Origin of the sequence: Herbaspirillum sp. 1130 (genome assembly GCF_017833835.1) — a bacterium.
In the GTDB taxonomy this organism is placed as follows: Bacteria; Pseudomonadota; Gammaproteobacteria; order Burkholderiales; family Burkholderiaceae_D; genus Herbaspirillum; species Herbaspirillum huttiense.
Genome location: NZ_JAFICQ010000001.1, coordinates 43355 through 70008 on the forward strand (window position 1 = coordinate 43355; position 26654 = coordinate 70008).

Genomic DNA, 26654 nt, shown 5'->3' on the forward strand with positions numbered 1-26654 from the left:
TTTGAATATTTTTTAAAAAATAGTTCCACTCTGAAAATAGTTCTGCTATAGTCGCTGTCTTCGCTGCACCACGCAGTGAAACGACCGAAGTTGACCGGAGAGGTGGCAGAGTGGTCGAATGTACCTGACTCGAAATCAGGCGTACGGTTTCCCGTACCGTGGGTTCGAATCCCACCCTCTCCGCCAGTTGGCTCAAGTGTTGTGAAGCTGTAGAGATAAGGCTCTGATTTTGTCAGGGCCTTATTTTTTTTGTCCGTCGGTTCCGCGCTGGAGGGAGTGCGGTCGGCGGCAAATCATTGACTGGTCACCGGATGTTTTTCGAGGGGGAGAACATCGGCGTTGCGCCAGAGCCGTCCCATGTACTGGGAGGGTTCCTGCCGGTTTCGTGGCATCGCCGCGATAGTCCGGACAAATTTCTTCCCGCTCGCGAAGTCGCCGCGCCACCCTTGGCTGCGGCTTGATATATTCGTCTCATGCATCTGCGTTTGCTTTCCATGGCGGGCTCATCATGTCCCTGAATCGTCTGTTCCGGCTGATCTCGGTCGCCTTGCTGGCGCTGTTCCTGGCGTTTGCGGTGGCCCTGGTCTGGACGGAGTGGAGCACCTACCGCAGCGGTGCCAACAGCGTGCCGGCCTTGCGCAAGCTGCGCCTGGCGCTGCTGGCGATGGAAAAGATTTCCGCCGAACGTGGTCCGGCCAACGCCGTCATGGGGGCCGGTGCCTCGCTGCCGCCGGAGCTGCAGGCCAGGCTGGCCAATGCCCGCGCCCAGAGCGATGCCGCCCTGAGCCAATTGCGCGCTGCGCTGGAGGCGGATGCCAGGCTGCGGCAGTCGTGGGCCATGGACAAGGTGCGGCTGGTCCAGCAAGGCCTGGGTCCGGCGCGAGCCAATGTTGACCGGGTGGCGCGCCTGGCGCCGCAGGATCGCAGCGACGTGCTGGTGGTCTCGGCCGTCAGCAGCATGGTCGATCTGATGCCGTTGATGGTGCGCGTGGTGAGTGATCTGAGCAATGAGGCTGACCGCGCCGATCCCTTGCTGCGTGATGGCCTCTCGGCCGTGCGCGCGGTTGCCAGCCTGCGAGAGTATGCCGGGCAGGTCGGGTCGCGTTTCGTCGCCCCACTGATTGCGCATCGTCAGCTGACCCAGGATGAAGTCATCGAAATCGGACGCCTCTATGGCCGCATCGAGTTGTTGCGCAACTTCATCGCCGGCCAGTTGGGCAGTTACAGTCGCGCCCCGGAATTCGCCGCGGCCCTGGAGCGGGTGGAGAAGGAATATTTCGACAGTGGCTTCCAGTTCCTCGATTTCCTGCTCCAGATTGGCCTGAAATCCGGTGACTTCGGGGTCACGCCCTCCGATCTCTTCAAGTTCTATGTGCCCTCGATGGCCTCCGTCACCGATCTGCGCGATCTGCTGCTCGATGATCTGCTGGAGCAGGCGGAGCGCCACAATACGCGGGCCCGCAACCTGTTGATTCTGGTGGTGAGCCTGACGCTGGTGGCTTGCCTGTTCTTCCAGATGCTGGTGGTGCTGATCGGGCGGCGTGTGGTGCGTCCGCTGGTGCAGGCGACCGATCTGGTGTCGGGTCTGGTGGACGGCAAGCTGGAGCAGGAAATCCCCGAGGCCCGCCATCAGGATGAGATCGGCGCGATGATGCGTGCGCTGCGCGTGCTCAAGCAGCGCATGCGCGAGCGCAACAGTCTGGCCAAGGAGCGCGAGGCGCTGATCACGCAATTGCAGACCTCATCCAATACCGATTTCCTGACCGGCGTATTGAACCGCCGCGCCTTCTACACCCATGCCGATCAGCAGCTGGGTGTGGCGCAACGCTATGGGCGGGCGGTGTCGGTGGTGCTGTTCGACATCGATCATTTCAAGCGCATCAACGACAGCTACGGTCACCAGGCCGGCGACGCCATCCTGATCGGCGTGAGCCAGTGTGTGGCGCAGCTGCTGCGCAAGGTGGATGTGCTGGCGCGCTATGGCGGCGAAGAATTCATCATCCTGCTGCCCGAATCCGATCTGGCGCAGGCCGCCGCCGTGGCTGACAAGCTGCGGGCGGCGCTGGAAGAGCGCGTGTTCGAGACCGAAGGGGATCGCCGTATCAATGTGACGGCCAGTTTCGGCGTGGCTACGCTGGCCGGAGGAGAGGCGCTGGACAAGCTGACCAAGCGCGCCGACATCGCGCTCTACCGCGCCAAGCGGCTGGGGCGCAATCGGGTCGAGCTGGCCGGGGATGAGCTGGAAGAGCCCTGATCAGGCGCTGTCGCGTTCCAGGATGGAATAGCCCAGATCGCACACCGCTTGCGCGACCGGCTGGCTGTCGAAGCGGGTGAGCAGCATCTCCGCTGCCGTGACGCCGATCTGGTGTGCGCTGATCTGCACCGTGGTAAGGGCGGGCAGGACTTCCGTGGCGATCTCCAGATTGGCGAATCCGGCCAGGGCGATGCGCTTTGGCACCGCGATGCCGCGCCGTGCGCATTCCAGGGCTGCTCCGGCGGCCATGACGTCATTGCTGAAGAAGGCGGCCTCGATGTCCGGCTGCAGCGCCAACAGGCGGCAGATCGTCTCGCGTCCGGCCTGCAGGAAGCTGCCTACCGGCACCACCAGATGCACCGGCTCCGGCGCGCCCTGCGCCAGCAGCGCCTCCCGCATCCCGGCAAAGCGCGCCAGGCCGCGCGGATCATCCCCGCCCACGAAGGCCATGCGGCGATAGCCCTTGCGCACCAGATACTCCCCCATGGCCTGCCCGGCCGCATGGTTGTCGAAGCCGACCAGCATGTCGATGGGCTGCGGGCTCATGTCCCAGGTTTCCACTACCGGAATGCCGGCCGCCTTGAGGCGCTGGCGCGTGCGCGCCGAATGTTGTACGCCGGTCAGCACCAGGCCATCCACCCGGCGGCCGATGAAGGCTTCCACCAGGCCGGTTTCCGCGTCTTCCGAATAATTGGTTTGCCCCAGCAGCAACTGGTAGCCCTGCAGGCTCAGTTGCTCGGACAGTCCGCGCACGGTCTCGGCAAAGATCGAATGGCTGATGGTCGGCACGATGGCCGCCACGATGCGCGTGCGCCGCGACGCCAGGCCGCCGGCCAGCATGTTGGGGATATAGCCCATGCTGCTGATGAAGGATTCGACCCGTTCGCGCGTGGCGGGGGACACCTTTTCCGGCGTATTGATGACCCGCGAGACCGTGATATGCGATACCCCCGCAGCACGCGCCACGTCTTCCTTGGTGATGGCGCGGGTAGGTGCTGCGGCAGGATCGGTTTTGCGGGTCATGGGAAAGGCTGGAGAGAAGTTGTCGCAAGCATAACAGCAGCTGGCCCCGGCCGGTCTTGCGGACATCCACAAGACCGTTGCTGCAAGATGGGTGGCCGCGTTCAGTCGCGGTCGTTGAAGGCCGAGATGTGCGATACCTGGAATACGCCCGACAGTGAGTGCAACTCATTGTGATGCAATTGCGCCAGGCGATGCAGGTATTGCTCGCCCAGTTCGGTCAGGCGCACCTGGACCAGGCGCTTGTCGCGGTCGTCCGGGGTGCGCGTGACCAGGCCGGCTTTCACGCAGCGCGTGACCAGGGCCACGACGCCGTGGTGCTGGGCCTGCAGGCGCTCGGCCAGTTCGCTGATGCTGGCCCATTCGCGGCCGGGATAGCCCTTGATGTGCAGCATGAGCAGGTATTGCAGGGGCGTCAGGCCTTCGCTCTGGGCGGCATCCTCCGAGAAGCGCAGGAAACGGCGCAGCTGGTAGCGAAATTCCGACAGGGCTTCGAAATCGTCTTTTTGCAGGCGGGGCGTGGCATTCATCGGAATGCACCTTCGCTGTGAAGTAAAAGGGAGGGGGGCAAACGGGACATATATATCATCTTGTGATGTAATTGTGGCTTTGGCGCGGGCGCTGTCACGCCGCGTGCCGTGTTGAAGACCCGTCGTCACGGAAGGGATATGCCCGATTCTATCTTGCTGTGGTTGAAAAGTTTTATTCCTGCCAAGACCAATGTCGATCGCTTCGAGCGCATGCGTGCTTGCGCTGGCAGTCTGTTCGGCATCCTGCTGGTCGGCCTGACCAGCTATGCGCTGCTGCCGCATGAGGCGCGCACCATCTGGCTGATCGCGCCCATGGGGGCGTCTGCCGTGTTGCTGTTTGCGGTGCCGTCCAGTCCGCTGGCCCAGCCCTGGTCCATCCTGGGCGGCAACCTCTGCGCGGCGCTCATCGGTGTGACCTGCGCGAAGCTGGTGCAGGAGCCGGCCCTGGCGGCGGCGCTGGCCATCGCGCTGGCCATTGGCGGCATGTTCCTGCTGCGCTGCATTCACCCGCCCAGCGGGGCGGTGGCCTTGACGGCGGTGCTGGGCGGCCCGGTGGTGCATGACATGGGCTATGCCTTCGTGCTTTCGCCGGTGCTGCTCAACTCGGCGCTGCTGCTGGCGGCCGCGCTGTTCTACAACAACGCCACCGGACGCCGCTACCCGCATGCCCAGCACAGCGCCGCACCGCATCCGCACCAGACCCGGGATGAATTGCCGATCACGCGGCTGGGGTTCTCGCATGAAGATCTGGACGCAGTCCTGAAGGATTTCAATCAGGTGCTCGACATCGGCCGCGACGATCTTGAAGAAATCTTCCTGCAAACCGAAATGCGGGCCTATCACCGCCGCTTCGGCCAGACTCTGTGCGCCGCGGTGATGTCGCGCGATGTGGTCGCGGTGGAATTCGCCACTGGCCTGGACGAGGCCTGGCATCTGTTGCGGCAGCACCGGTTGCGGGCCTTGCCGGTGCTCGATCGCGGGCGGCATGTCATCGGGATCGTCAGTCGTACGGATTTTCTGGAGCATGCCGGCGTGGAAGTGCATATGGGCCTGGCCGCGCAGTTGCGCCGCCTGCTGCACCGGGTGCCGTTCACGCATTCGGACAAGCCGGAAGTGGTCGGCCAGATCATGAGCCGCCCGGTCATTACCGCCCAGGTCGATACGCCGGTGCTGGAACTGGTGCCGCGCATGGCCGATGGCTTGCACCAGATTCCGGTGGTGCAGGCCGATGGCAAGCTGGCCGGCATGCTGACGCAGTCGGATATGATCGCGGCCCTCTATGAGAAAAACCTGGCGGCTACCCGCACGCTACCGGTAGCCGGCGCGGTGAGCAGCCTGCGTAGCGCCGCCTGATCGGCTTGACAGACGGGCAGGGCGGGCGGAAGGTGGCATTCTTTGCAAGGGAATTCATTCCGGGAGACTGTGATGAGAACGAATGCGCTGATTTTGCTGGGGATCGCTCTGTTATTGTCATTGCAAGCCTGTGACCGCAAGGGCGGCAATCCGCCCAAGCCGATGACGTCGGCGGTGCAGGGTGATTTGCGGATGGGGTGAACGCCGGATGGTGCGGCGGATGCTTGTTGTGGCGCGGTTCTGACGGCAGATATGAAGAATGTGAATATCTGCTATTGCCACAATAAAGCAGACTCGGCCGGGGTGCATCGCTATAGTTGCACCTGTCTCCTCCAATCTCCTTAAGAAATTGGATTCAAGCCCGCACCTCTTGGTCGCGGGCTTTTTTTTTGCCTGTCGGTTTGGTTCGGGGGTGATGAACTCTTCATATCCCTTCGATCAGCAGGGAGAGCTTGCCTTCGGTTCTTGGTAAGATGCGAAGTATCGCGTTGTTGGCCAAGTGAAGGTTTTTGTCCGTATTCCGTTGGGATCCGGGCGGGCCGCTTGCGCAATGCTTCATCTTCCTCATTCAGATTCACTCAATGTCTTCCAGCTCTTCTTCGCAGTCCGCCGTTCCGTCCGCACCCGAGCGCCCCGACACGCCTTGCGTGGCCGTGTGCTCCACCACCTTTGACGATGTCTGCCGCGGCTGCGGCCGAACCGTCGATGAAGTGGCGCAATGGGTCTTCATGGACAAGGATCAGCGCGAAGTGGTGTGGCAGCGCATCCTGGCCGAAGGCTATCCGCGCCGCAATTACTGAGCCGCGCGGCCGGCGCTGAAGAATGGAACGCCGGCCCGGCGCAGCATGCCGGTCAGGGCGATCAGCGGCAGGCCGGTGAGGGCAGTGGGATCGTCGCTGCGAATGCTCTCCAGGATGGCGATGCCCAGGCCCTCGTTCTTGGCGCTGCCGGCACAGTCATAGGGTTGCTCGATACGCAGGTAGGCATCGAGTTCGGCATCTTCCAGGTCGCGGAAGCGCACCACGGTCTGTACATTGCGGACCTGCGCAGCGGCGGCGGCATTGCTTTGGCGGCCATCCCACAGGCACAGCGCCGTATGGAAGATCACTTCGCGCCCGCGCATCAGCTGCAATTGCTTCAAGGCATTGGCGTGATTGCCGGGTTTGCCGATCTGCAGGCCGTCCAGCGTGGCGACCTGGTCCGAGCCGATCACCAGGGCAGGGCCGACCCGGGCGGCAATGGCGGCGGCCTTCTCGCGCGCCAGTCGCAAGGCCGTGGCTTCCGGGTTTTCGCCGGGTTGCGGGGTTTCGTCGATGTCCGGGGCCATGGTCTCGAAAGGCAGGCCGAGGCGACCCAGCAATTCCTTGCGATAGACGGAACTGGAGCCAAGAATCAGGCGGGGCAGGGTGGAATCGGTGCGGTGTTGTGTCATGGTGAAGGCGCGCCACGCGCTGTGCTGAAACAATAAAACCCGGATTTTGGCGGAAATTCGCCACAAAAGTGAGAGTGCTTCCTCCGATGAAGCCATTTTTCGCGAGAATTTCGCAAGCAAGGCGCTAAGGCTTTGACTGGTAAGGAAATTTTCTGTTATGATCGCAGGTTTTCCGGATTCTGCTTTGGCTATGAATGCATTTGTTATCGACGCGTTCGAATTCTGCAGGCTGAAACAGCAGGCGCAGGGTGAGATTCCGGTTGCTGAATTAGGTCGTCTGGCGCAAGAGACGGTTGACCGTTCCGGCACGATTCACTGGGCTCTGTCCGGCGATATCGACAAGCTGGGACATGCTCAACTCAGTCTGGCAGTGTCGGGTGCAGTTAATCTGATCTGTCAGCGTTGCCTGACGGCATTGAATTTCGAGATTGATTCGAAGTCGCTGCTGGTATTGGCAAAAGATGAGGCGCAAGCCGACACCATCGAAGAACTGCTGGATGATGACGAGATCGATGTCATCGTCGGTTCGGCAGCCTTCGACGTGAACTACCTGATTGAGGACGATGCGCTGCTGGCCCTGCCGGTGGCACCCAAGCATGACGTCTGTCCTGACGGTAGCGTGGCGGCCGAGGCCAAAGGTGCTGAACGGGCTTCCCCGTTTGAGGTACTGAAGAAGTTGAAGCAGTAACAAGTATTGTTGGGGAATGTCTGGCAAAGGCCGGGCAGCGGCACAGCGGGGTTGGAGAAACACCGATCCGATGTGTTAAAATTTTCAATCTTAAGTAAGGTTTAGGAGTAATCATGGCCGTTCAACAGAACAAAAAGACCCCGTCCAAGCGCGGTATGCATCGTGCACACGACTTTCTGACTGCACCCCCGCTGGCTGTGGAGCCGACGACTGGTGAAACCCACCTGCGTCACCACATCAGCCCCAACGGTTTCTACCGTGGTCGCAAGGTGCTGAAGACCAAGAACGACGAGTAATCTCATTCATTGAGCTTGCTGTTTTTGGAGAAAAGCGGCGCAATGAGCTTCTGTTTCAGGAGGTTCATTTTGCGCCGCTTTTTTATGTCCGCGACATCCGTCAGCGGACCTGCCTGCCTGCTTGCGTGAAGCTTCATCTGGCGCGCTGTCCGAGTGTGCCATTTTGAAGGCTTTGCAATCTGCCTCATAATGTGGGCTGGCAAGGCTTTGAATCAAATCGATGACCATCAAAATTTCAATCGACTGCATGGGTGGCGATCATGGCCCGTCAGTCACGCTCCCGGCCGCTGCCTCCTTCCTCAAGCGCCAACCTGATGCAGAGCTGATCCTGGTCGGCCAGGAAGCCGTGCTGCAGCCGCTGCTGAAGAAATACAAGCTGGCCGGCGAAGCCCGCATCCGCATCCACAATGCCTCCGAAGTGGTGACCATGGACGACCCGATCGAGGTCGCCCTGCGTCGCAAGAAGGATTCTTCGCTGCGCGTGGCCGTGACCCTGGTCAAGGAGGGGCAGGCCCACGCCGCCGTCTCGGCCGGCAATACCGGTGCCCTCATGGCGGTCTCGCGCTATGTGTTGAAGACCCTGCCGGGCGTGGATCGTCCGGCCATCTGCACCATCCTCCCCAATCAGAAGGATGGCCCCACCTACATGCTCGACCTCGGCGCCAACGTCGACTGCGAGCCACAGCATTTACATCAATTTGCACTCATGGGCTCGGCCCTGGTCGCGGTCATGGAAGGCAAGGCCAAGCCGACCGTGGGCCTCTTGAACGTGGGTGAGGAAGACATGAAGGGCAACGAGCTGGTCAAGGCGACTGCCGCCCTGCTGCGGGCCGATCATGAGAAGGGTATCCTCAACTTCTACGGCAACGTGGAGGGCAACGACATCTTCGAAGGCACGACCGACCTGGTGGTGTGCGACGGTTTCGTGGGCAACGTCACCCTGAAGGCTTCGGAAGGCCTGGGGCGCTTCGTCAAGCAGGTGCTCACCAGCGAATTCAAGAAGGGCATCATCAACAAGCTTGGTGCCCTGATCGCCTATGGTGCCATCAAGGCGCTGTCGCGCCGCCTCAATCCTTCCCGCTACAATGGGGCCAGCTTGCTGGGCCTGAAGGGCCTGGTCTTCAAGAGCCACGGCGGTGCCGATGTGTACGCTTTCGAATGGGCCATCCGCCGCGCGTATGATGCGGCCAAGTATGATGTGCTCGCCCGTATTGCCGCCAGCATGGCGGAGCTGATGCCCCAGGAGCAGGGGCGCACGGCCGAGGCCGCTGCCAAGGCTTTCGAGCCGGCGCCGGTCTCGCTGGATCAACCGAACTAACAGAGCAAGAAGACGGCATGACCACTTACAGCAAAATCGTTGGCACCGGCAGCTACCTGCCGGCCAAGCGCGTCACCAACCATGAGCTGGCCGCACAGCTGGCCGAGCAGGGCATCGAGACCTCGGACGAATGGATCGTCACACGCAGCGGCATCTCCGCGCGCCACTATGCCGAGCCGGGCCAGCTTTCCAGTGATCTCGCCCTGCAAGCGGCGCAGCGCGCCCTGGAAGCGGCGGGCATGCAGGCCAATGACATCGATCTGATCATCATGGCCACCTCCACTCCGGATCACCTGGGTGGTTTCCCGAGCACCGCCTGTGTGGTCCAGCGCAAGCTGGGCATCACCAATGGTGCGCCGGCCATGGATGTGCAGGCCGTCTGCAGCGGCTTTGTCTACGCCATGTCGGTGGCGGACAGCTTCATCAAATCCGGTGCCCACAAGAACGTTCTGGTCATTGGTGCCGAAGTGTTCTCGCGCATTCTGGATTTCAAGGATCGCACCACCTGTGTGCTCTTCGGCGATGGTGCCGGTGCCGTCGTCATGAGCGCCTCGCAGGAGCCGGGCGTGCTGGCGACCAAGCTGCACGCCGATGGCAGCCACGGTCACATCCTGTGCGTGCCGGGCAGCGTCAACAACGGCGCCGTCGCTGGCAGCGCCTACCTGTACATGGATGGCCCGGCGGTCTTCAAGCTGGCCGTTTCCTTGCTGGACAAGGTGGCGCGCGAAGCGCTGGAAGCGGCCAAGATGCAATCCACCGAGGTGGATTGGCTGGTGCCGCACCAGGCCAATATCCGCATCATGCAGGGCACGGCCAAGAAGATGGGGCTGCCGCTGGAAAAGATGGTCGTCACGGTGGCCGAGCACGGCAATACTTCCGCAGCCTCGATTCCCTTGGCGCTGGACCAGGCGGTGCGCGATGGCCGCATCCGGCCGGGTCATACCGTCATGATGGAAGGCGTCGGCGGTGGCTTCACCTGGGGCGCCGTGCTGGCGCGCATGTAAAGCGGGCAGGGGGCTGCTGCGGCAGTCCTTTCGTTCACTGATCTCTTCGATTTCCTGCATTTTCATCCAAATTATCTACTTCCAAGCATGACAACATTCGCTTTCGTCTTCCCGGGCCAGGGTTCGCAGGCCATCGGGATGCTCAATGGTTTCGCCGACAATGAAGTCGTCCGCCAGACCGTCGCAGAAGCTTCCGATGCCCTGCAGTTCGACCTGGGCAAGCTCATCGCTGAAGGTCCCAAGGAAGACCTGGACCTGACCACCAACACCCAGCCCGTCATGCTGACGGCTGCCGTGGCCTTCTATCGCGCCTGGCTGGCTGCAGGCGGCAAGGCGCCGGCGCTCGTCGCCGGCCACAGCCTGGGCGAATATTCGGCACTGGTCGCCGCCGGCGTGATCGCCTTCAAGGATGCGGTACCGCTGGTGCGCTTCCGCGCGCAAGCCATGCAGGAAGCGGTGCCGGTCGGGCAGGGTGGTATGGCCGCCATTCTCGGTCTGTCTGATGAAGACGTGCGTGCTGCCTGCGCCGAAGCGGCGCAAGGTGAAGTGGTCGAGGCCGTCAACTTCAATGCCCCCGCACAAGTCGTGATCGCCGGCCACAAGGCCGCTGTCGGCCGTGCCTGCGACATCGCCAAGGCCAAGGGTGCCAAGCGCGCGCTGCCGCTGCCGGTGTCGGCGCCGTTCCACTCCTCGCTGCTCAAGCCGGCTTCGGACCGCCTGCAAGCCTATCTGGCCAACGTCGCCTTCGCCGCGCCGCAGATTCCGCTGATCAACAACGTCGATGTGGCCGTGGTCAACGATCCGGCTGCCATCAAGGATGCCCTGGTGCGCCAGGCGGCTGCGCCGGTACGCTGGGTCGAGACGGTGCAGAAGATGGGCGCCGACGGCGTCACGCACCTGATCGAATGCGGTCCGGGCAAGGTGCTGACCGGCCTGACCAAGCGCATCAATGGTGACCTGGTGGGTGAAGCCATCGTCGACCAGGAATCCCTGAACAAAGTATTGGAGTTGCTGAAATGAGTGCATTGAATCTGCAAGGCCAGGTCGCCCTGGTGACCGGCGCTTCGCGCGGCATCGGCCGTGCCATCGCCACCGAACTGGCCCGACAGGGTGCCAAGGTGGTCGGTACGGCGACCTCGGAGTCGGGCGCTGCCGCCATCACCGAATACCTGGCGGCGCTGGGTCCGGAAGCCGGCCGTGGTGCGGTGCTCAATGTCAATGATGCCGAAGCCAGCGTGGCGCTGGTGGAGCAGGTGCAGAAGGAATTCGGCGCGCTCTCCATCCTGGTCAACAATGCCGGCATCACCCAGGACCAACTGGCCATGCGCATGAAGGACGAGGAGTGGGACAGCGTGATCGCCACCAACCTGACCGCCGTCGGCCGCCTTTCGCGCGCCGTGCTGCGTGGCATGATGAAGGCCCGTACCGGCCGCATCATCAACATCACCTCGGTGGTGGGCGAGGCCGGCAATCCCGGCCAGATGAACTATGCCGCTGCCAAGGCCGGCGTGGCCGGCATGAGCCGCGCGCTGGCGCGTGAGATCGGCAGCCGCAACATCACCGTCAATTGCGTGGCGCCCGGCTTCATCGATACCGACATGACCAAGGCGCTGAACGAGCAGCAGTCCGCCGCCATCCTGCAGCAGATTCCGCTGGGACGCCTGGGTGCGGCTGAGGAGATCGCCTATGCGGTGGCCTTCCTGGCCTCGCCGCAAGCGGCCTACATCACCGGCACGACGCTCAATGTCAATGGCGGCATGTACATGGGTTAAGTAAGTCTTGGGGGCTTGATTCAAGTCCTTTTGACGACTTTTGTTTGCAGTTAAGCTGGACTTGGCACAATCTTGCCAGGAATAGTTAAAAGTAAATTTTCCGCGCGCAAACCTGCTAAAATGCGCGCACTTTTGTAACCTATCATCCCTCTGGAGGAACACTATGTCCGATATCGAACAACGCGTGAAGAAGATCGTCGCTGAGCAACTGGGCGTCGCCGAAGCCGACATCAAGAACGAATCGTCGTTCGTGGACGACCTGGGCGCCGACTCGCTGGACACCGTCGAGCTGGTCATGGCACTGGAAGATGAGTTCGAAATGGAAATCCCCGACGAACAAGCTGAAAAGATCACCACCGTGCAACAGGCGATCGACTACGCAAAGTCGCAAGTCAAGGCCTGATAAGGGCTTTGGTCAAAGTTTCAGGAGAATTGCTTGAGCCGCACTCGTGAACGTCGTGTAGTCATTACCGGCCTGGGATGCATCTCGCCTGTCGGCAACAACGTCGCCGATACGTGGAGTGCCATCAAGGAAGGCAAGTCCGGCATCGCTACCGTCACCAAGTTCGACGCAACCCCCTTCACCACGCACTTCGCCGGTGAAGTCAAGGGCTTCAATATCGAGGATTACATCCCCGCCAAGGAAGCGCGTCATATGGATACCTTCATCCACTTCGGCATGGCCGCCGGTATCCAGGCCATCCAGGACAGTGGATTGACGGTGACCGATGAGAATGCCGAGCGCATTGGCGTCATGATCGGTTCGGGCATCGGCGGCTTGCCGCTGATCGAAGAAACCCACGCCGAACTGACCAACCGTGGTCCGCGCCGGATCAGCCCCTTCTTCATTCCGGCCTCGATCATCAACATGATCTCGGGCAACTTGTCCATCAAGTTCGGTCTGAAGGGCCCCAACCTGGCGATCGTCACCGCCTGCACCACCGGCCTGCATTGCATCGGCTCTGCCGCACGCATGATCATGTACGGCGATGCGGATGTGATGGTGGCCGGCGGCGCTGAATCCAGCGTTTCGCCGCTGGGTATCGGTGGCTTCGCTTCGGCGCGCGCACTGTCGACCCGCAATGACGATCCCGCGACTGCGTCCCGCCCCTGGGACAAGGATCGCGACGGCTTCGTGCTGGGCGAGGGTGCCGGCGTGATGGTGCTCGAAGAGTACGAACACGCCAAGGCCCGTGGCGCCAAGATCTATGCAGAACTGCTCGGCTTCGGCATGAGCGGCGATGCTTACCACATGACTGCGCCCAACCTGGATGGTCCGCGCCGCTGCGTGCTCAATGCACTGCGCGATGCCGGCGTCAATCCGGATGAAGTGCAGTACCTGAACGCGCACGGTACGTCGACCCCCTTGGGCGACAAGAACGAATCCGACGCGATCAAGGCCGCATTCGGCGACCATGCTTACAAGATGGTTGTCAATTCGACCAAATCCATGACCGGTCACCTTCTGGGTGGTGCCGGTGGCCTGGAAACGGTGTTGACCGTGCTGGCAGTGCACAATCAGGTGTCGCCGCCGACGATGAACATCTTCAACCAGGATCCGGAGTGCGATCTGGATTACTGCGCCAACCAGGCGCGGGACATGAAGATCGATATTGCCGTCAAGAACTCCTTCGGGTTCGGCGGCACCAACGGTACCCTGGTCATCGGCAAGATGTAAAATGCAAGACCCGGCTTCCTTACCGAAGCCGGGTTTGTCGTTTTTATGCTGCCCGTTGTTGCGGGTGCGCCTTGCTTCCGGGTATCTCATGTCGATCGCCGTTTCCGCAGATATCAAACCTTCCCGCTTGTTGCTGCTGGTGACGGCTTTCGCTTGCCTGTGCGTGGCCCTGACGGGCGTGGTGCTGGCGTTCGGGATGCCGGGTTCTATGTCTTGGGTGGCGCGCATCGCGCTGGCCATGGCCTGCGTCCTCGCTGCCACACTGGCCCTGGTGCTGGTGTTGCGTGATCGCAAAGTCATTTGGTTGCACATTTCCGGCACCGGGCAGATCCGCGTGGTGGAACACTTGCTGCCCTCGGCGCGCGCCAAGCCCCAGGTGATGAAGGCCGGACTGGCCCAGCTGCTGGCCGGCAGCACCATCTGGCCGGGCATGCTGTTCCTGCGCCTGCGGCTGGAAAACGGCAAGATACGTACCATCCCCATCCTCACGGATTCCGTCTCTGAAGATACATTCCGTGCACTTTCCGTGGCGTGCCGCTGGCTGATCAGTCACAATACGGCCAAGGCAAGACTGCTGGAAAAATGAGGCCGTCGGGCTTGAAAATTGCCGAGCTGGAAGCATCTGCCAAAGGCAATGACGATAAAACAACACGGCCATAAAAAACAAGGAATCCGGTTTGACGACAGAACGCGAAATAGACCAACAGCTTGTTGAGCGCGTCCAGCGTGGCGACAAGAAGGCGTTCGAGCTATTGGTAGTCAAGTATCAACGCAAGCTGATGCGCCTGGTGTCACGCCTGGTGCGTGACCAGGCCGAAGCCGAAGACGTGGTGCAGGAAGCCTTCATCAAGGCTTATCGCGCGCTGCCGCAATTCCGCGGCGATTCGGCCTTCTATACCTGGCTTTACCGCATCGGCATCAACACTGCCAAGAACTATTTGGTCACCATGGGGCGCAGGGCGCCAACTTCGACAGAAGCAGATGCAGAAGAAGCTGAAACTTTTGACGATGCAGACCATCTGAGGGACATCAACACTCCAGAGTCGATGTTGGCCACCAAGCAGATTGCTCAGACGGTCAACGTGGCGATGGAGGCATTGCCGGAAGAATTACGTACTGCCATCACGTTGCGCGAGATCGAGGGGTTGAGCTACGACGAGATTGCAGATGCGATGAATTGTCCGATCGGCACCGTGCGCAGCCGCATTTTCCGCGCCCGGGAAGCTATTGCCGAGAAGCTGCGTCCATTGCTGGATACGGCAGCGGACAAGCGCTGGTAATGAGGCCACAAGCCTGTTGTCAAAAAGAAAATAATAAAGCGGGTATGGAACTAAGATATTTGCCGGGTGACTGCACATGGATACCAAAGTAACGACCAAAGAACAGATCTCAGCCCTCGCCGATGGTGAGCTGAGCACTGAAGAAATGACCCTTGCCTTCGCGGCCCTGCGTTCTTCCAAGGACGCCCAGGACGCATGGGAGGATTACCATCGCATCGGCGAGGTGCTGCGTTCGGAGGAGATGGATGTCTCCCTGAGTGCCGGCTTCTCGGCCAAGATGAGCGCGCTGCTCGATGCCGAACCGACCATCGTTGCCCCGCAGGCCGCAGTGGCCGAGCCGGTCAAGGCAGCCGCGGCTGCTCCGGTGGTGCAAGCTGTGGCGGCTGCCAATGGCGACCATCGCGCGAGCCGTCCAGGCCGCCTGGTGCGTTTCCTGATGCCTAGCGCCGCAGCGGCTGCTGCTGCCGTGGCCGCCGTGTTCGTGGCCATGCCGCAGCAAGCGGTGGTGACGGCGGACGCCAAAGTGGCTGCACCGGTGGCCCAGGTGGCGTCGGCTCCGGTCAATGTGCCTTCGGCCATTGCTACCGTGGCTGACACCAACGGCAATCCGCAGAACGTGAATCAACTGAGCTCGCTGGCCCAGCAGGGTGAAGTCAAGCGCGATCCGCGCATCGACGACTACCTGTTCGCTCACCAGCGCTTCTCGCCTTCCTACAGTTCGGCGCAATACGCCCGTTCCGCAGCCTTCTCCTCGGACGCAGACAAGTAAGATGCATCTGACGGGGCGTCTGTACGGCGTACTGTGCTTGCTGGCCACGTTGTTAGGGTTCTCCTTGACGCCATCCGCTCAAGCGGCGGATGGCGTTTCTACAACTGCGGCCAGTGAAGCCACCACTTCTTCCGCATTGCTGGCGCAATTGCAAAAAATGCAATCTGCTGCTCAGCGTCTCAATTACTCAGGCAGTTTCGTCTACCAGCAGGCGGCGCAGATGCGCAGCTCGCGGGTCACCCATGTGGTAGCCGGCAAGAGCGAGCTGGAAAAGCTGGAGCTGCTCGATGGCAAGCCGCGCGAATTCGTGCGCGACAACGAGGATGTGGCCAGCTATGACCCCGACCAGCGCATCGTGCGCCGGGAAAAACGGGTCACGCGCGACACCTTCCCGGCCATCGTCGATGCACGCCCGGAGGATCTGGCGCGCTTCTACCGGCTGCAGTCCGATGGCGATGAACGTGTGGCCGGCCGCAGCTGCCAGGCCATCGTGCTGGCACCGCGCGACAAGCTGCGCTACGGCTACCGTTTCTGCGCCGACCAGGCCACCGGCCTGCTCTTGCGCGCGCAGACGCTGGATGGCCGCGGCGAGGTGATCGAACAGATCGCCTTTACCCAGATCGACATCGGGGGGATTGATCGTGCCCGGGTCAACCCCACTTACAAGGACACGCGCGGCTGGCGCATCGAGAAGGCGGCCTTGGTGCCGGCCGACCTGTCGGCCTGGCAAATCACGCCGCCACCGGGTTTCCGGAAGATCCAGCAGGTGCGGCGCGTGATTTCCGATAGTGGTGAAGCGGGCGCGGCACCGGCACAGAACCGTCCGGCTGAGCGCGAAGTCTCGCAGATCGTGTTTTCTGACGGGCTGGCGGCCATTTCGGTCTTCATCGAGCCGGGCAGCCAGGGCCGGGAAGAGGGTACGATACAACAGGGTGCCATGAACATCCTGGGCCGACGCCAGGGCGATTACTGGCTGACCGTCGTTGGAGAAGTGCCCGCCGCTGCAATCCGTCAGGTGGCCAATTCCATTGAACTGAAATCCAAATAAAAGAGACCGTTGCAATGACTCCCATGAAGAACACCCTTGCCGGCGCCTTGCTGGCCGCTTCCGTCTTCGCTGCAGCACCGGCCGTGCAGGCCGCGCCTCCCGTGGCTTCGCCCGCGGTGGCGGCCCTGCCTGACTTCGCTGACATCGTCGAGCGCACCGGTCCGGCGGTGGTGAATATTCGTACTACCGAGCGCGTACGCCAGAATGCCCAGGGGCAGGGTGGCGGCATGGATGATCCGGAAATGCAGGAATTCTTCCGCCGCTTCTTCGGTATTCCCATCCCGCGTCAGCAGCAGCCGGGTACCCCGCGCGGCAATGGCAAGCAGGGTGGCCAGGGCCAGCAGGAAGAAGTGCCGCGTGGCGTGGGCTCGGGCTTCATCATCTCGGCCGATGGTTTCATCATGACCAATGCGCACGTGGTGGATGGGGCCAGCGAGGTCTACGTGACCCTGACCGACAAACGTGAATTCAAGGCCAGGATCGTGGGTTCGGATACCCGCACCGACGTGGCCGTGCTCAAGATCGATGGCAGCAACCTGCCGCGCCTGAACATGGGCGACTCCGACAAGATCCGTGTCGGTGAGTGGGTGCTGGCCATCGGCTCGCCCTTCGGCCTGGAAAATACAGTGACCGCCGGCATCGTCTCGGCCAAGGCGCGCGACACCGGTGACTACCTGCCTCTGATCCAGACCGACGTGGCGGTCAACCCGGGCAACTCGGGTGGTCCGCTGATCAACCTCAAGGGTGAAGTGGTCGGCATCAACTCGCAGATCTACAGCCGCTCCGGCGGCTTCATGGGGATCTCCTTTGCGGTACCCATCGATGAGGCGCTGCGGGTAGCCGACCAGCTCAAGGCCAGCGGACGCGTCACGCGCGGCCGTATCGGCGTGCAGATCGGCGAAGTCACCAAGGATGTGGCCGAATCGCTGGGCCTGGCCCGCGCGCAAGGCGCGCTGGTGCAACGCGTGGAAGCCGGTGGCCCGGCTGACAAGGCGGGCCTGGAGGCAGGCGACATCATCCTGAAATACAACGGTGCAGCCATCGAGCGCCCCAGCGACCTGCCGCGCATGGTCGGTGCCACCAGGCCGGGTGCCAAGGCCACCGTCAATATCTGGCGCAAGGGCAGCGCCCGCGACGTCAGCGTGACCGTGGTCGAGCTGGAAGCCGACAAGCCCAAGCAGGCCGAGGAAAAGAAGGCCAAGCCCGACAACACCCCCAACTCCCTGGGACTGGTGGTGAGCGACCTGAGTGATGCGCAGAAGAAGGAGCTGAAGGTCGACAACGGCGTGCTGGTGGAAAACGTCAGCGGTGCCGCTGCCGCCGCTGGCATCCGTCCGGGCGATGTCATCCAGCGCCTCAACGAGGTCGATGTCAACGACAGCAAGCAGTTCGGCCAGCTGGTGGCCAAGCTCGATGCCAAGAAGCGGGCAGCGGTGCTGGTGCGCCGTGGCGACTCTTCGCAGTTCGTGCCGCTGCGTCCGAACGGCGGCAACTGAGGCCGGGCCATTTTTCCGTAAAATTGCCTGATACTTCAACATGAAGGCTGCGGCTCTCTGGGGCCGCAGCCTTTTTCCTTGGTTCGCGTCGGGCTGAGGGAAGAAACTTTCATATGAGCCTATGACCACCCCTTCTTCGCCCTCAGCCGCAGGGCAAGCCTTGCACTTCATCATCTATTCGCGCAGCTACTGCCACCTGTGCGAAGACCTGCGTGACGCCTTGCGCCAAGCACTGGGCGAGATCCCGGCCGACATCGAGATGGTCGATGTGGACGCCGATGAGGCGCTGGTGGCGCGTTACGACGAGCTGGTGCCGGTGTTGATGGGGCAGGGGCGCGATGGCCAATGGCAGGAGTTGTGTCATTACCATCTGGATAAGGCGCGCCTGCAGACGTTTGTTGTTGAAATGAAATAAGTTGTGTTGTCGCAGCCAGGTCCGGCTGCGCGGCCTGGCACCGGAAAGTCGGGCTTGTCCCTGTGAATTCCGGTAAAATGCCGGGTCGAATAAGCTGTTGCAAAGGCGCTCGGCTGGGCAAAGCCCGCTACAGAGCGCCTTTTTTCATCGTTTCCAGTCTGTTAATGAACAATATCCGTAATTTCTCGATCATCGCCCACATCGATCACGGCAAGTCCACGCTCGCCGACCGCATCATCCAGTTGTGCGGGGGCTTGTCCAACCGCGAGATGGAAGCCCAGGTGCTGGATTCGATGGATATCGAGCGCGAGCGCGGCATCACCATCAAGGCCCAGACCGCAGCCCTGGCCTACAAGGCCAAGGATGGCCAGATCTACAACCTCAACCTGATCGACACCCCGGGTCACGTCGACTTCAGCTATGAAGTCTCGCGCTCGCTGTCGGCCTGCGAAGGCGCGCTGCTGGTGGTCGACGCCTCCCAAGGCGTGGAAGCGCAGACGGTGGCCAACTGCTACACCGCCCTGGACCTGGGCGTGGAAGTGGTGCCGGTCTTGAACAAGATCGACCTGCCCTCCGCTGATCCTGACAACGCCAAGAGCGAGATCGAAGACGTGATCGGCATCGACGCCTCCGACGCCACTCCCTGCTCGGCCAAGACCGGCCTGGGCGTGGAAGACGTGCTCGAAGCCATCGTGGCCAAGGTGCCGGCCCCCAAGGGTGACCCGGATGCACCGCTGCAGGCGCTGATCATCGATTCCTGGTTCGACAACTACGTCGGCGTGGTCATGCTGGTGCGCATCGTCAATGGCACCTTGCGTCCCAAGGACAAGATCCTGCTGATGGCCACCGAGACCCAGTACCTGACCGAAAGCATTGGCGTGTTCACGCCCAAGTCGCAATCACGCGACTCCCTGACGGCAGGGCAGGTCGGTTTCGTCATCGCCGGCATCAAGGAACTGAAGTCCGCGCGCGTGGGCGACACCATCACCCTGGCCGGCAAGCCGGCCCCGGCGCCGCTGCCCGGCTTCAAGGAAGTGCAGCCGCAGGTGTTTGCGGGCCTGTTCCCGGTAGAAGCCAACCAGTACGACGCCCTGCGCGATTCGCTGGAAAAATTGAAGCTCAATGACGCCGCCCTGATGTATGAGCCGGAAGTCTCGCAGGCGCTGGGCTTCGGCTTCCGCTGCGGCTTCCTGGGCCTGCTGCACATGGAAATCGTGCAGGAACGGCTGGAGCGCGAGTTCGACATGGACCTCATCACCACCGCGCCGACGGTGGTGTACGAAGTGCAGCAGCGCGACGGCACCCTGCTGATGGTGGACAATCCGTCCAAGATGCCGGAAGTGTCCAAGATTGAGGAAATCCGCGAACCCATCGTCACCGTCAACCTGTACATGCCGCAGGAATACGTAGGCTCGGTCATCACCCTGTGCACGCAGAAGCGCGGCATCCAGATGAACATGAGCTATCACGGCAAGCAGGTGCAACTGACCTATGAAATGCCGATGGCCGAGATCGTGCTGGACTTCTTCGATCGCCTGAAGTCCACCTCGCGCGGCTATGCCTCCATGGACTACGAGTTCAAGGAATACCGTGCGGCAGACGTGGTCAAGGTCGACATGCTGATCAACAGCGAAAAGGTCGATGCGCTGGCCATCATCGTGCACCGTGCCGCAGCCCAGATCCGCGGTCGCCAGGTGGCGGCCAAGATGCGTGAGTTGATCCCGCGCCAGATGTTCGATGTGGCGATCCAGGCGGCCATTGGTGCGACCATCATCTCGCGCGAAAACGTCAAGGCCATGCGCAAGAACGTGCTGGCCAAGTGCTACGGCGGCGACATCTCCCGCAAGCGCAAGCTGCTTGAAAAGCAGAAGGCCGGCAAGAAGCGCATGAAGCAGGTGGGCTCGGTCGAAATTCCGCAGGAAGCATTCCTGGCAATCTTACAAGTGGACGATAAATAACATGCAGGCTTTGTTGGGCAACTTCGCACTCATTCTGTTCGTGCTGATGCTGGTGACCGGCGTGATCTGGTTTGCCGACACCTTCTTCCTCTCCAAGCAGCGCCGCGCTCGCGCCGACGCCGCCCTGGCCGAGTTCGACGCCGCTGTCGCGCGCGACCAGGCGCAAGGCGTCAAGCGTGACGGTACCGTCGCCACCGCCCGTGCCGACCTGCAGGCGCGCCACCTGAAGCAGCCGGCCTGGATCGAATATTCCGGCAGCTTCTTCCCGGTGATCGCGCTGGTGTTCTGCCTGCGCTCCTTCCTGTATGAACCGTTCAAGATCCCGTCCAGCTCGATGGTGCCGACGCTGCTGGTGGGCGACCTGATCCTGGTGAACAAATTCACCTACGGTATCCGCCTGCCCATCATCAACAAGAAGATCATCGAAGTGAACCAGCCGCAGCGCGGCGACGTCATGGTCTTCAAGTACCCGAAGGACATGTCGGTGGACTACATCAAGCGCGTGGTGGGCGTGCCTGGTGATAAAATAGTCTATAAAAACAAGCGCTTAACGGTTAATGGTGAACAAATTTCTTACAAAGCGCTGCCGGATTATCTGGATGACGAAAATCTGACGTACTATAAGCAATGGCAGGAAAACCTGACCGGCGTGGAGCACAAGATTCTCACTGATGAGCGTGCTCCCAACTTCGTGCCCAATCCCGATGCCTTCCCGCATCATGAGCTGTGCACCTACAACGCCGAAGGTTTCGCCTGCACGGTGCCGCCGGGTGAATATTTCATGATGGGCGACAACCGGGACAACAGCCTCGACAGTCGCTACTGGGGCTTCGTGCCGGACCAGAACATCGTCGGCAAGGCCTTCTTTGTCTGGATGAACCTGGGCGATATCAAGCGGATCGGCAGCTTCCACTAAGAGCGCGCCGCATCCTGGTCCAGCAGCTTGCGCAGTTTCTGCAGTTTCCAATTGGCAACTTTGCATTGTGGAGGCAGACCCGGAGCAGTTTTCAGCTTTGCTTTGAACCGATCCCGCTGACTGGTCAGGCTGGTAATCCCCGATCCACGCGCCACTGCGCGTATCGGGGCGGCAGACTGAATGACGGATGAAAAAATGGATCCTCAACTCTTGCAACAACGGCTAGGCCACCCATTCAAGGATGCTTCGCTCCTGCAGCAGGCCTTGACCCACCGTAGCCATAGCGCCTTGCATAACGAGCGGCTGGAATTCCTCGGCGATTCGGTGCTGAACTGCGTGGTGGCCTCGCTGCTCTTCGAACGCTACGACAAGATCGACGAAGGCGACCTCTCGCGCCTGCGCGCCAACCTGGTCAAGCAGCAATCCCTGTATGAAATCGCCCAGCGGCTGGAGCTCTCGCAGTTCCTGCGCCTGGGTGAAGGCGAACTCAAATCCGGCGGCTTCCGCCGTCCCTCGATCCTGGCCGATACGCTGGAGGCGCTCTTTGGCGCGATCTTCCTGGATTCCGGTTTCGAGGCAGCGCGTGCGGTGATTCGCTCGCTCTATGTCCCGGTACTGGAACACGTCGATCCCAAGACCCTGGGCAAGGATGCCAAGACCCTGCTGCAGGAGTTTTTGCAGGGCAAGAAGATCCCGCTGCCGCAGTACAACGTCATCGCCACCCATGGTGCGGCCCACAGTCAGGAATTCGAGATCGAATGCCTGGTGCCCAAGCTGGACATCCAGGTCTTCGGTACCGGCGGCAGCCGCCGCGCCGGCGAACAGGCCGCCGCCAAGCTGGCCCTGGAAGCGGTGCAACTGGCACTGGCCAAGACGCCGTCTGCCGGCCGCAAGCCGCGTGCTCGCACCACCCAGCTGAAACTGGCCGGCATTGCCACCATCCAGCCGGATGCCCCCGAACACGATGCGGGCAAGGGCAATCGTCCCGACGCCTCGACGGCCAATGGCAGCAAGCCTGCCAAGCCAGCCAAGGAGCAGAAGGAACCCAAGGAACAGAAGGGTGCGCCGGTTGCGGCGCGCAACGAAGGCAAGACCACCGGCGACCGCACTGAAACGGCCGCAGCAGAACCCATTTCGGCGGCTTCATCCGCCTCGCAATCCAGAACAGCATGACAGATTCCCCCATGGCCGATGACGCATCGGCGCAGACCCCCGAGAGCGATTACCGTTGCGGCTACATCGCCATCGTCGGTCGTCCCAACGTTGGCAAGTCGACCCTCATGAACGTGCTGGTCGGCGCCAAGGTCAGCATCACCTCGCGCAAGGCCCAGACCACGCGCCACCGCATCACCGGCATCCAGACCATCGAGAACACCCAGTATGTCTACGTCGACACGCCGGGCTTCCAGACGCGTCACAGCAATGCCCTGAACAAGACCCTGAACCGCACCGTCACCAATACCCTGACGGCGTCGGACGTGATCCTCTTCGTGATCGAAGCCGGTACCTTCGGCCCGGCCGACAAGCAGGTGCTCGATCTCCTGCCGGCCAACGTGCCCTGCATCCTGGTGCTGAACAAGGCCGATCGCAACAAGGACAAGACCACGCTCATGCCCTTCGCCCGCGAAGTGGCTTCGCACCATGATTTCGCCGCCGTGGTGCCGGTCTCGGCCAAGCAGCGCTTCCAGCTCGATCGCCTGCAGGAAGAAGTGCGCAAGCTGCTGCCGCAGAATCCGCCGATGTTCGACGAAGACGACATCACCGACCGCAGCGAGAAATTCCTGGCCTCCGAAATCGTGCGGGAGAAGGTGTTCCGCTTCGTCGGTGAAGAATTGCCCTACACCAGCACGGTCCTGATCGAGAAGTTCGAGCAGGAAGGCAACCTGCGCCGCATCTTCGCGGCCATCCTGGTCGAGCGCGACACCCACAAGGCCATGGTGATCGGCCAGAAGGGCGCCCGCCTGAAGGAAATTTCCACGCAGGCGCGCCTGGACATGGAGCGCCTCTTCGGTGGTCCGGTCTATCTGGAGATCTGGGTCAAGGTCAAATCGGGCTGGGCCGACAACGAAGCCGGCCTGCGCGCCTACGGCTACGAGTGAGCCCGCGTGCGGCCTTCTGCGGGCTGCGCGCAATCCCTGCATAATCATGGCATTACGCCGCGCCCCAACGACGTGGCTTCACGCATTCAGGACGGATATCCATGACCACCATGCTCAACGAACCCCAGCTCGACGGCCAGGTAGCTGATCAGGCCGCGCCGGTCGCGCCCCAGGCACCGGCCAAGGCCCCGGCGCGCAAGCCGGCTGCGCCCCGTGCGCGCAGCCGCACGGTGCCGGAGAAGGAGCACAAGGTCCTGGCGCAGCCGGGCTTCGTGCTGCACAGCTATCCCTACAAGGAAACCAGCCTGATCATCGACGTGTTCTCCCGGGATCACGGCCGTATCGCCTTGGTGGCCAAGGGGGCCAAGCGTCCGCATTCCAAACTGCGTGGAGCCTTGCAGACCTTCCAGCCGCTGTCGCTGTCGTGGAGCGGCAAGTCCGAAGTGCGCACGCTGACCGATGCCGAATGGGTAGGCGGTCTGCTGCCGCTGGAAAAATCAGCGCTGCTGTGCGGTTTCTACCTCAATGAATTGCTGGTCAAGCTGCTGGCGCGCGAAGATGCGCACCCGGCGCTGTTCGACCATTACGTGGCCACCCTCAACAAGCTGGCCCATGGCGAAAATGCTCCCATCGTGCTGCGCCAGTTCGAACGCATCCTGTTGAAGCAGACCGGCGTGGCCGGCAACTGGAGCCATTGCGTGACCAGCGGCAAGACCGTGCAGCCCGATGGCATCTACGTCGTCGATCCGGAGCAGGGCACGCGTCCTGAACGCATTTCCGATCGTGCCCCCAAGGTCTCCGGCAAGACGCTGCTGGACATGGAGCGCGAAGACTACAGCGACCCCACCACGCAATTGCAGAGCAAGTTCCTGATGCGCTACCTGCTGTCGCATCACCTGGGCGGTGCGCAGCTGAACACGCGCCAGATCCTGATCGACCTGATGCAGCTGTGATGCGCGGCGGCTCCTCTGCCGCGGGCCAGAACATGCTGCCAATTGATCCCGTCTGTTCCCGCGTGCGATCCCGAGCCGCTACAATCCGGAACTGGCTGCACGGTTCTTCACGTGCAGCCTTGAGCACATCCCGACATCATTCCAACGAAGCTTCCTGACACCATGAGTTTCCTGCAGCCTGCCGGCCCGGTCATCGACCTGGGCATCAACATCGATCACGTCGCCACCTTGCGCAATGCGCGCGGCACTCGTTACCCCGATCCCATCCGCGCCGCGCTGGAAGCCGAGGAAGCCGGTGCCGATGCGATCACCCTGCACCTGCGTGAAGACCGCCGCCACATCCGTGATGAGGACGTCAAGGCCATCCGCCCGCTGCTGCAGACGCGCATGAATCTGGAAGCCGCCGTCACCAAAGAAATGATCGATTTCGCCTGTGGCATCCAGCCGCAGGATGTCTGCCTGGTGCCGGAGAAGCGCACCGAAGTCACCACCGAAGGCGGCTTGGACGTGCGCGGCCATTTTGCCGACGTGCAGGCGGCGATCCGCCAGTTGCAGCAGGAGAGCATTCGCGTCTCTTTGTTCATTGATCCGGATGTGGAGCAGATCCAGGCCGCCGCAGAATCGGGCGCCCCTGTCATCGAACTTCATACAGGCCGTTATGCCGATGCCACCAGCGAGCGTGAACAGCAGGAAGAGCTGGAGCGCATCCGCATCGCCGTGCAGGCTGGCGTCAAGCTCGGCCTGAAGGTCAATGCCGGCCACGGGCTGCATTACACCAACGTCCAGGCCATCGCCGCCATTCCCGAGATCGCTGAGCTGAACATCGGCCACGCCGTTGTCGCGCATGCGGTCTTTGCCGGCTGGCGCAATGCGGTCTCCGAGATGAAGGCCATCATGGTCAAGGCCCGCCTGGACGTCCTGAAGGCCAAGGTTTGAGGCGCGCCGCATGATCTACGGCATCGGTACCGACATCCTCCAGATCTCGCGCCTGGAGGCGACCCTGGGACGTCACGGCGACCGCTTCGCCGCCAAGATCCTGGGCCCGCAGGAAATGGAAAAATATCTGCGCCGCAAAGCCAAGGTGGAAGCGCGCGGTGTGCGTTTCCTGGCCACCCGCTTCGCCGCCAAGGAAGCCTTTTCCAAGGCCATCGGCATGGGCATGCGCATGCCCATGACCTGGCGCGCCATGCAGGTATTGAACGCGCCCAGCGGCAAGCCGGTGGTGGTCTGCAGCGGCGCCTTGCAAGAATGGATGGAAGAGCAGGGGCTGAGCGCCCAGGTTTCCGTCACCGACGAAGTGGAATACGCCGTCGCCTTTGTCATCGTGGAGAAGTCATGAATCAAGCCGTCAAGCCGCTCGGTCCGGTGATGCTGGACGTGGTCGGCACCACGCTGGACGCCGCCGATATCGCGCGCCTCCAGCACCCGCTGACGGGCGGGGTCATCCTGTTTGCCCGCAACTATGAAAACCGTGCGCAGCTGGTTGCGCTGACCGATGCCATTCGCCAGGCGCGTCCCGGCATCCTGATCGCCGTGGACCACGAAGGCGGCCGCGTGCAGCGTTTCCGCACCGATGGTTTTACGCGTCTGCCGGCCATGGGCCAGCTCGGCCAGCTCTGGGATCGCGACGTGCTGCAAGCCACCAAGGTGGCCACGGCCACCGGCTTCGTGCTGGCCGCCGAACTGCGCGCCTGTGGCATCGACCTGTCGTTCACCCCGGTGCTCGATCTGGATTACGGCGTCTCCAGCGTCATCGGCGACCGTTCGTTTCATCGCGATCCGCGCGTGGTCACGCTCATGGCCAAGAGCCTCAATCACGGCCTGGCGCTGGCAGGCATGGCCAATTGCGGCAAGCATTTCCCCGGCCATGGTTTCGTCACGGCCGACTCTCACGTGGCCATTCCGGTCGATGAACGCGGCCTCGATGAGATCCTCGGCGACGATGCCACCCCTTATGATTGGCTGGGCATGAGCCTGGCCGCCGTGATGCCGGCGCACGTCATCTACCCCAAGGTGGATGCGCAACCGGCCGGTTTCTCCAAGGTCTGGCTGTCGATGCTGCGCGAGCGCTTCGGCTTCCAGGGGGTGATCTTCAGTGACGACCTCAGCATGCACGGTGCCAGTGTCGCCGGTGGTCCGCTGCAGGCGGCACAGGCGGCACTGGATGCAGGCTGCGATGTGGCGCTGATCTGCAATTCGCCGGACAAGGCCGATGCCATTCTCGCCGGTCTGCATGGTGGCACCGACGCTGCCTCTGCCGCGCGCCGCGCGACCTTGCTGCCCTGTGGCGAGGCGCTGGCCTGGGATGCGCTGCAAGCCGATCCGCGCTACCTGGCCGCCCGCGCGCTGGTGCAGTCGCTGTAAGTTCTTCGCTT

30 protein-coding genes and 1 tRNA gene are annotated in these 26654 nt (G+C 62.1%); 27 read left to right on the forward strand and 4 right to left on the reverse strand.

Translation table 11 applies throughout. The features are described from left to right. Positions 1-96 precede the first annotated feature (96 nt). A tRNA-Ser gene (locus tag JOD78_RS00190) sits at positions 97-186 on the forward strand. 322 nt (positions 187-508) lie between these two features. After that, the gene (locus tag JOD78_RS00195) at positions 509-2254 is read left to right on the forward strand and encodes a GGDEF domain-containing protein (RefSeq protein WP_121039508.1); all 1746 of its coding nucleotides are present in this window, start codon (positions 509-511) and stop codon (positions 2252-2254) included. Here JOD78_RS00195 and JOD78_RS00200 read toward each other — a convergent pair whose 3' ends face one another. Together JOD78_RS00200 and JOD78_RS00205 are read right to left on the reverse strand one after the other, a co-directional pair. Further along, a complete protein-coding gene (locus JOD78_RS00200; protein WP_121039511.1) occupies positions 2255-3277 on the reverse strand; it encodes a LacI family DNA-binding transcriptional regulator in 1023 nt (340 codons plus the stop codon). Positions 3278-3378: 101 nt separating this feature from the next. Continuing rightward, positions 3379-3804 carry a MarR family transcriptional regulator gene (locus JOD78_RS00205; protein WP_209569125.1) on the reverse strand — a complete coding sequence of 142 codons (426 nt, stop codon included), beginning with the start codon at positions 3802-3804 and terminating at the stop codon, positions 3379-3381. Between the two features lie 138 nt (positions 3805-3942). Between JOD78_RS00205 and JOD78_RS00210 the strand changes: the two genes are divergently transcribed. The 3 genes from JOD78_RS00210 (at position 3943) to JOD78_RS00215 (ending at position 5957) form a co-directional block, all read left to right on the forward strand. Continuing rightward, a complete protein-coding gene (locus tag JOD78_RS00210) occupies positions 3943-5157 on the forward strand; it encodes an HPP family protein (RefSeq protein WP_199725017.1) in 1215 nt (404 codons plus the stop codon). A gap of 72 nt (positions 5158-5229) precedes the next feature. Next, a complete protein-coding gene (locus JOD78_RS28170; RefSeq protein ID WP_256497641.1) occupies positions 5230-5358 on the forward strand; it encodes a hypothetical protein in 129 nt (42 codons plus the stop codon). Between the two features lie 380 nt (positions 5359-5738). Then, complete coding sequence (locus tag JOD78_RS00215; RefSeq protein WP_034331679.1) at positions 5739-5957, forward strand: DUF1289 domain-containing protein; 219 nt, start codon at positions 5739-5741, stop codon at positions 5955-5957. Here the strand turns inward: JOD78_RS00215 and JOD78_RS00220 are convergent. Further along, positions 5951-6589 carry a Maf-like protein gene (locus JOD78_RS00220; protein ID WP_121040349.1) on the reverse strand — a complete coding sequence of 213 codons (639 nt, stop codon included), beginning with the start codon at positions 6587-6589 and terminating at the stop codon, positions 5951-5953. The two genes, JOD78_RS00215 and JOD78_RS00220, sit on opposite strands and share 7 nt — an antisense overlap. 157 nt (positions 6590-6746) lie before the next feature. Between JOD78_RS00220 and JOD78_RS00225 the strand changes: the two genes are divergently transcribed. Both JOD78_RS00225 and rpmF read left to right on the forward strand, forming a co-directional pair. Next, positions 6747-7277: a YceD family protein gene (locus JOD78_RS00225; protein ID WP_121039520.1), complete on the forward strand. Its 531-nt coding sequence runs from the start codon at positions 6747-6749 to the stop codon at positions 7275-7277. A 113-nt stretch (positions 7278-7390) separates the two neighbouring features. Then, positions 7391-7573 (forward strand): 50S ribosomal protein L32, encoded by a 183-nt coding sequence (rpmF, locus tag JOD78_RS00230; RefSeq protein ID WP_006463510.1) that lies wholly within the window; start codon positions 7391-7393, stop codon positions 7571-7573. 6 nt (positions 7574-7579) lie between these two features. Here rpmF and JOD78_RS00235 read toward each other — a convergent pair whose 3' ends face one another. Then, complete coding sequence (locus tag JOD78_RS00235) at positions 7580-7822, reverse strand: hypothetical protein (RefSeq protein WP_157845740.1); 243 nt, start codon at positions 7820-7822, stop codon at positions 7580-7582. Between JOD78_RS00235 and plsX the strand changes: the two genes are divergently transcribed. From plsX to nagZ, 20 genes are all read left to right on the forward strand, one after another. After that, positions 7794-8891, forward strand: coding sequence for a phosphate acyltransferase PlsX (plsX, locus tag JOD78_RS00240; protein ID WP_034331681.1), 1098 nt, complete (start codon positions 7794-7796; stop codon positions 8889-8891). The two genes, JOD78_RS00235 and plsX, sit on opposite strands and share 29 nt — an antisense overlap. A 17-nt stretch (positions 8892-8908) precedes the next feature. Continuing rightward, the gene (locus tag JOD78_RS00245; RefSeq protein WP_121039523.1) at positions 8909-9895 is read left to right on the forward strand and encodes a beta-ketoacyl-ACP synthase III; all 987 of its coding nucleotides are present in this window, start codon (positions 8909-8911) and stop codon (positions 9893-9895) included. Between the two features lie 87 nt (positions 9896-9982). Next, a complete protein-coding gene (fabD, locus tag JOD78_RS00250) occupies positions 9983-10915 on the forward strand; it encodes an ACP S-malonyltransferase (RefSeq protein WP_121039526.1) in 933 nt (310 codons plus the stop codon). After that, positions 10912-11667: a 3-oxoacyl-ACP reductase FabG gene (gene fabG / locus JOD78_RS00255; RefSeq protein WP_121039529.1), complete on the forward strand. Its 756-nt coding sequence runs from the start codon at positions 10912-10914 to the stop codon at positions 11665-11667. The genes fabD and fabG overlap by 4 nt, the downstream gene beginning before the upstream one ends. 163 nt (positions 11668-11830) lie before the next feature. Further along, complete coding sequence (gene acpP / locus JOD78_RS00260; protein WP_006463505.1) at positions 11831-12070, forward strand: acyl carrier protein; 240 nt, start codon at positions 11831-11833, stop codon at positions 12068-12070. Positions 12071-12103: 33 nt separating this feature from the next. Further along, positions 12104-13345 (forward strand): beta-ketoacyl-ACP synthase II, encoded by a 1242-nt coding sequence (fabF, locus tag JOD78_RS00265; protein WP_039786392.1) that lies wholly within the window; start codon positions 12104-12106, stop codon positions 13343-13345. 88 nt (positions 13346-13433) lie between these two features. Further along, positions 13434-13931 carry a protein YgfX gene (locus JOD78_RS00270; RefSeq protein ID WP_134135360.1) on the forward strand — a complete coding sequence of 166 codons (498 nt, stop codon included), beginning with the start codon at positions 13434-13436 and terminating at the stop codon, positions 13929-13931. 91 nt (positions 13932-14022) lie between these two features. Then, positions 14023-14625 (forward strand): RNA polymerase sigma factor RpoE, encoded by a 603-nt coding sequence (gene rpoE, locus JOD78_RS00275; RefSeq protein WP_006463502.1) that lies wholly within the window; start codon positions 14023-14025, stop codon positions 14623-14625. A 76-nt stretch (positions 14626-14701) separates the two neighbouring features. Further along, complete coding sequence (locus JOD78_RS00280) at positions 14702-15394, forward strand: sigma-E factor negative regulatory protein (protein WP_121039535.1); 693 nt, start codon at positions 14702-14704, stop codon at positions 15392-15394. Between the two features lies 1 nt (position 15395). Continuing rightward, positions 15396-16442, forward strand: a complete 1047-nt coding sequence (locus JOD78_RS00285; RefSeq protein WP_134135199.1) for a MucB/RseB C-terminal domain-containing protein — start codon at positions 15396-15398, stop codon at positions 16440-16442. Positions 16443-16456: 14 nt separating this feature from the next. Then, complete coding sequence (locus tag JOD78_RS00290) at positions 16457-17938, forward strand: DegQ family serine endoprotease (protein WP_121039541.1); 1482 nt, start codon at positions 16457-16459, stop codon at positions 17936-17938. A gap of 121 nt (positions 17939-18059) precedes the next feature. After that, positions 18060-18353, forward strand: coding sequence for a glutaredoxin family protein (locus tag JOD78_RS00295; protein WP_121039544.1), 294 nt, complete (start codon positions 18060-18062; stop codon positions 18351-18353). Between the two features lie 164 nt (positions 18354-18517). Continuing rightward, positions 18518-20311 carry a translation elongation factor 4 gene (lepA, locus tag JOD78_RS00300; protein ID WP_134135200.1) on the forward strand — a complete coding sequence of 598 codons (1794 nt, stop codon included), beginning with the start codon at positions 18518-18520 and terminating at the stop codon, positions 20309-20311. Position 20312: 1 nt separating this feature from the next. Beyond that, on the forward strand, positions 20313-21227 hold the full coding sequence (gene lepB / locus JOD78_RS00305; protein ID WP_121039550.1) for a signal peptidase I: 915 nt from the start codon (positions 20313-20315) through the stop codon (positions 21225-21227). Between the two features lie 195 nt (positions 21228-21422). Further along, positions 21423-22400: a ribonuclease III gene (gene rnc / locus JOD78_RS00310; RefSeq protein ID WP_121039553.1), complete on the forward strand. Its 978-nt coding sequence runs from the start codon at positions 21423-21425 to the stop codon at positions 22398-22400. Continuing rightward, positions 22397-23326 (forward strand): GTPase Era, encoded by a 930-nt coding sequence (era, locus tag JOD78_RS00315; protein ID WP_088753666.1) that lies wholly within the window; start codon positions 22397-22399, stop codon positions 23324-23326. The genes rnc and era overlap by 4 nt, the downstream gene beginning before the upstream one ends. Before the next feature lie 101 nt (positions 23327-23427). Continuing rightward, the gene (gene recO / locus JOD78_RS00320; RefSeq protein WP_134135201.1) at positions 23428-24279 is read left to right on the forward strand and encodes a DNA repair protein RecO; all 852 of its coding nucleotides are present in this window, start codon (positions 23428-23430) and stop codon (positions 24277-24279) included. Between the two features lie 162 nt (positions 24280-24441). Next, entirely contained in the window at positions 24442-25215 is a 774-nt protein-coding gene (gene pdxJ, locus JOD78_RS00325) for a pyridoxine 5'-phosphate synthase (RefSeq protein WP_121039559.1), read from the forward strand. 10 nt (positions 25216-25225) lie between these two features. Beyond that, positions 25226-25618, forward strand: coding sequence for a holo-ACP synthase (gene acpS / locus JOD78_RS00330; protein ID WP_088753669.1), 393 nt, complete (start codon positions 25226-25228; stop codon positions 25616-25618). Then, positions 25615-26643 carry a beta-N-acetylhexosaminidase gene (gene nagZ, locus JOD78_RS00335; RefSeq protein ID WP_204725368.1) on the forward strand — a complete coding sequence of 343 codons (1029 nt, stop codon included), beginning with the start codon at positions 25615-25617 and terminating at the stop codon, positions 26641-26643. The genes acpS and nagZ overlap by 4 nt, the downstream gene beginning before the upstream one ends. The last annotated feature ends 11 nt before the right edge of the window (positions 26644-26654 follow it).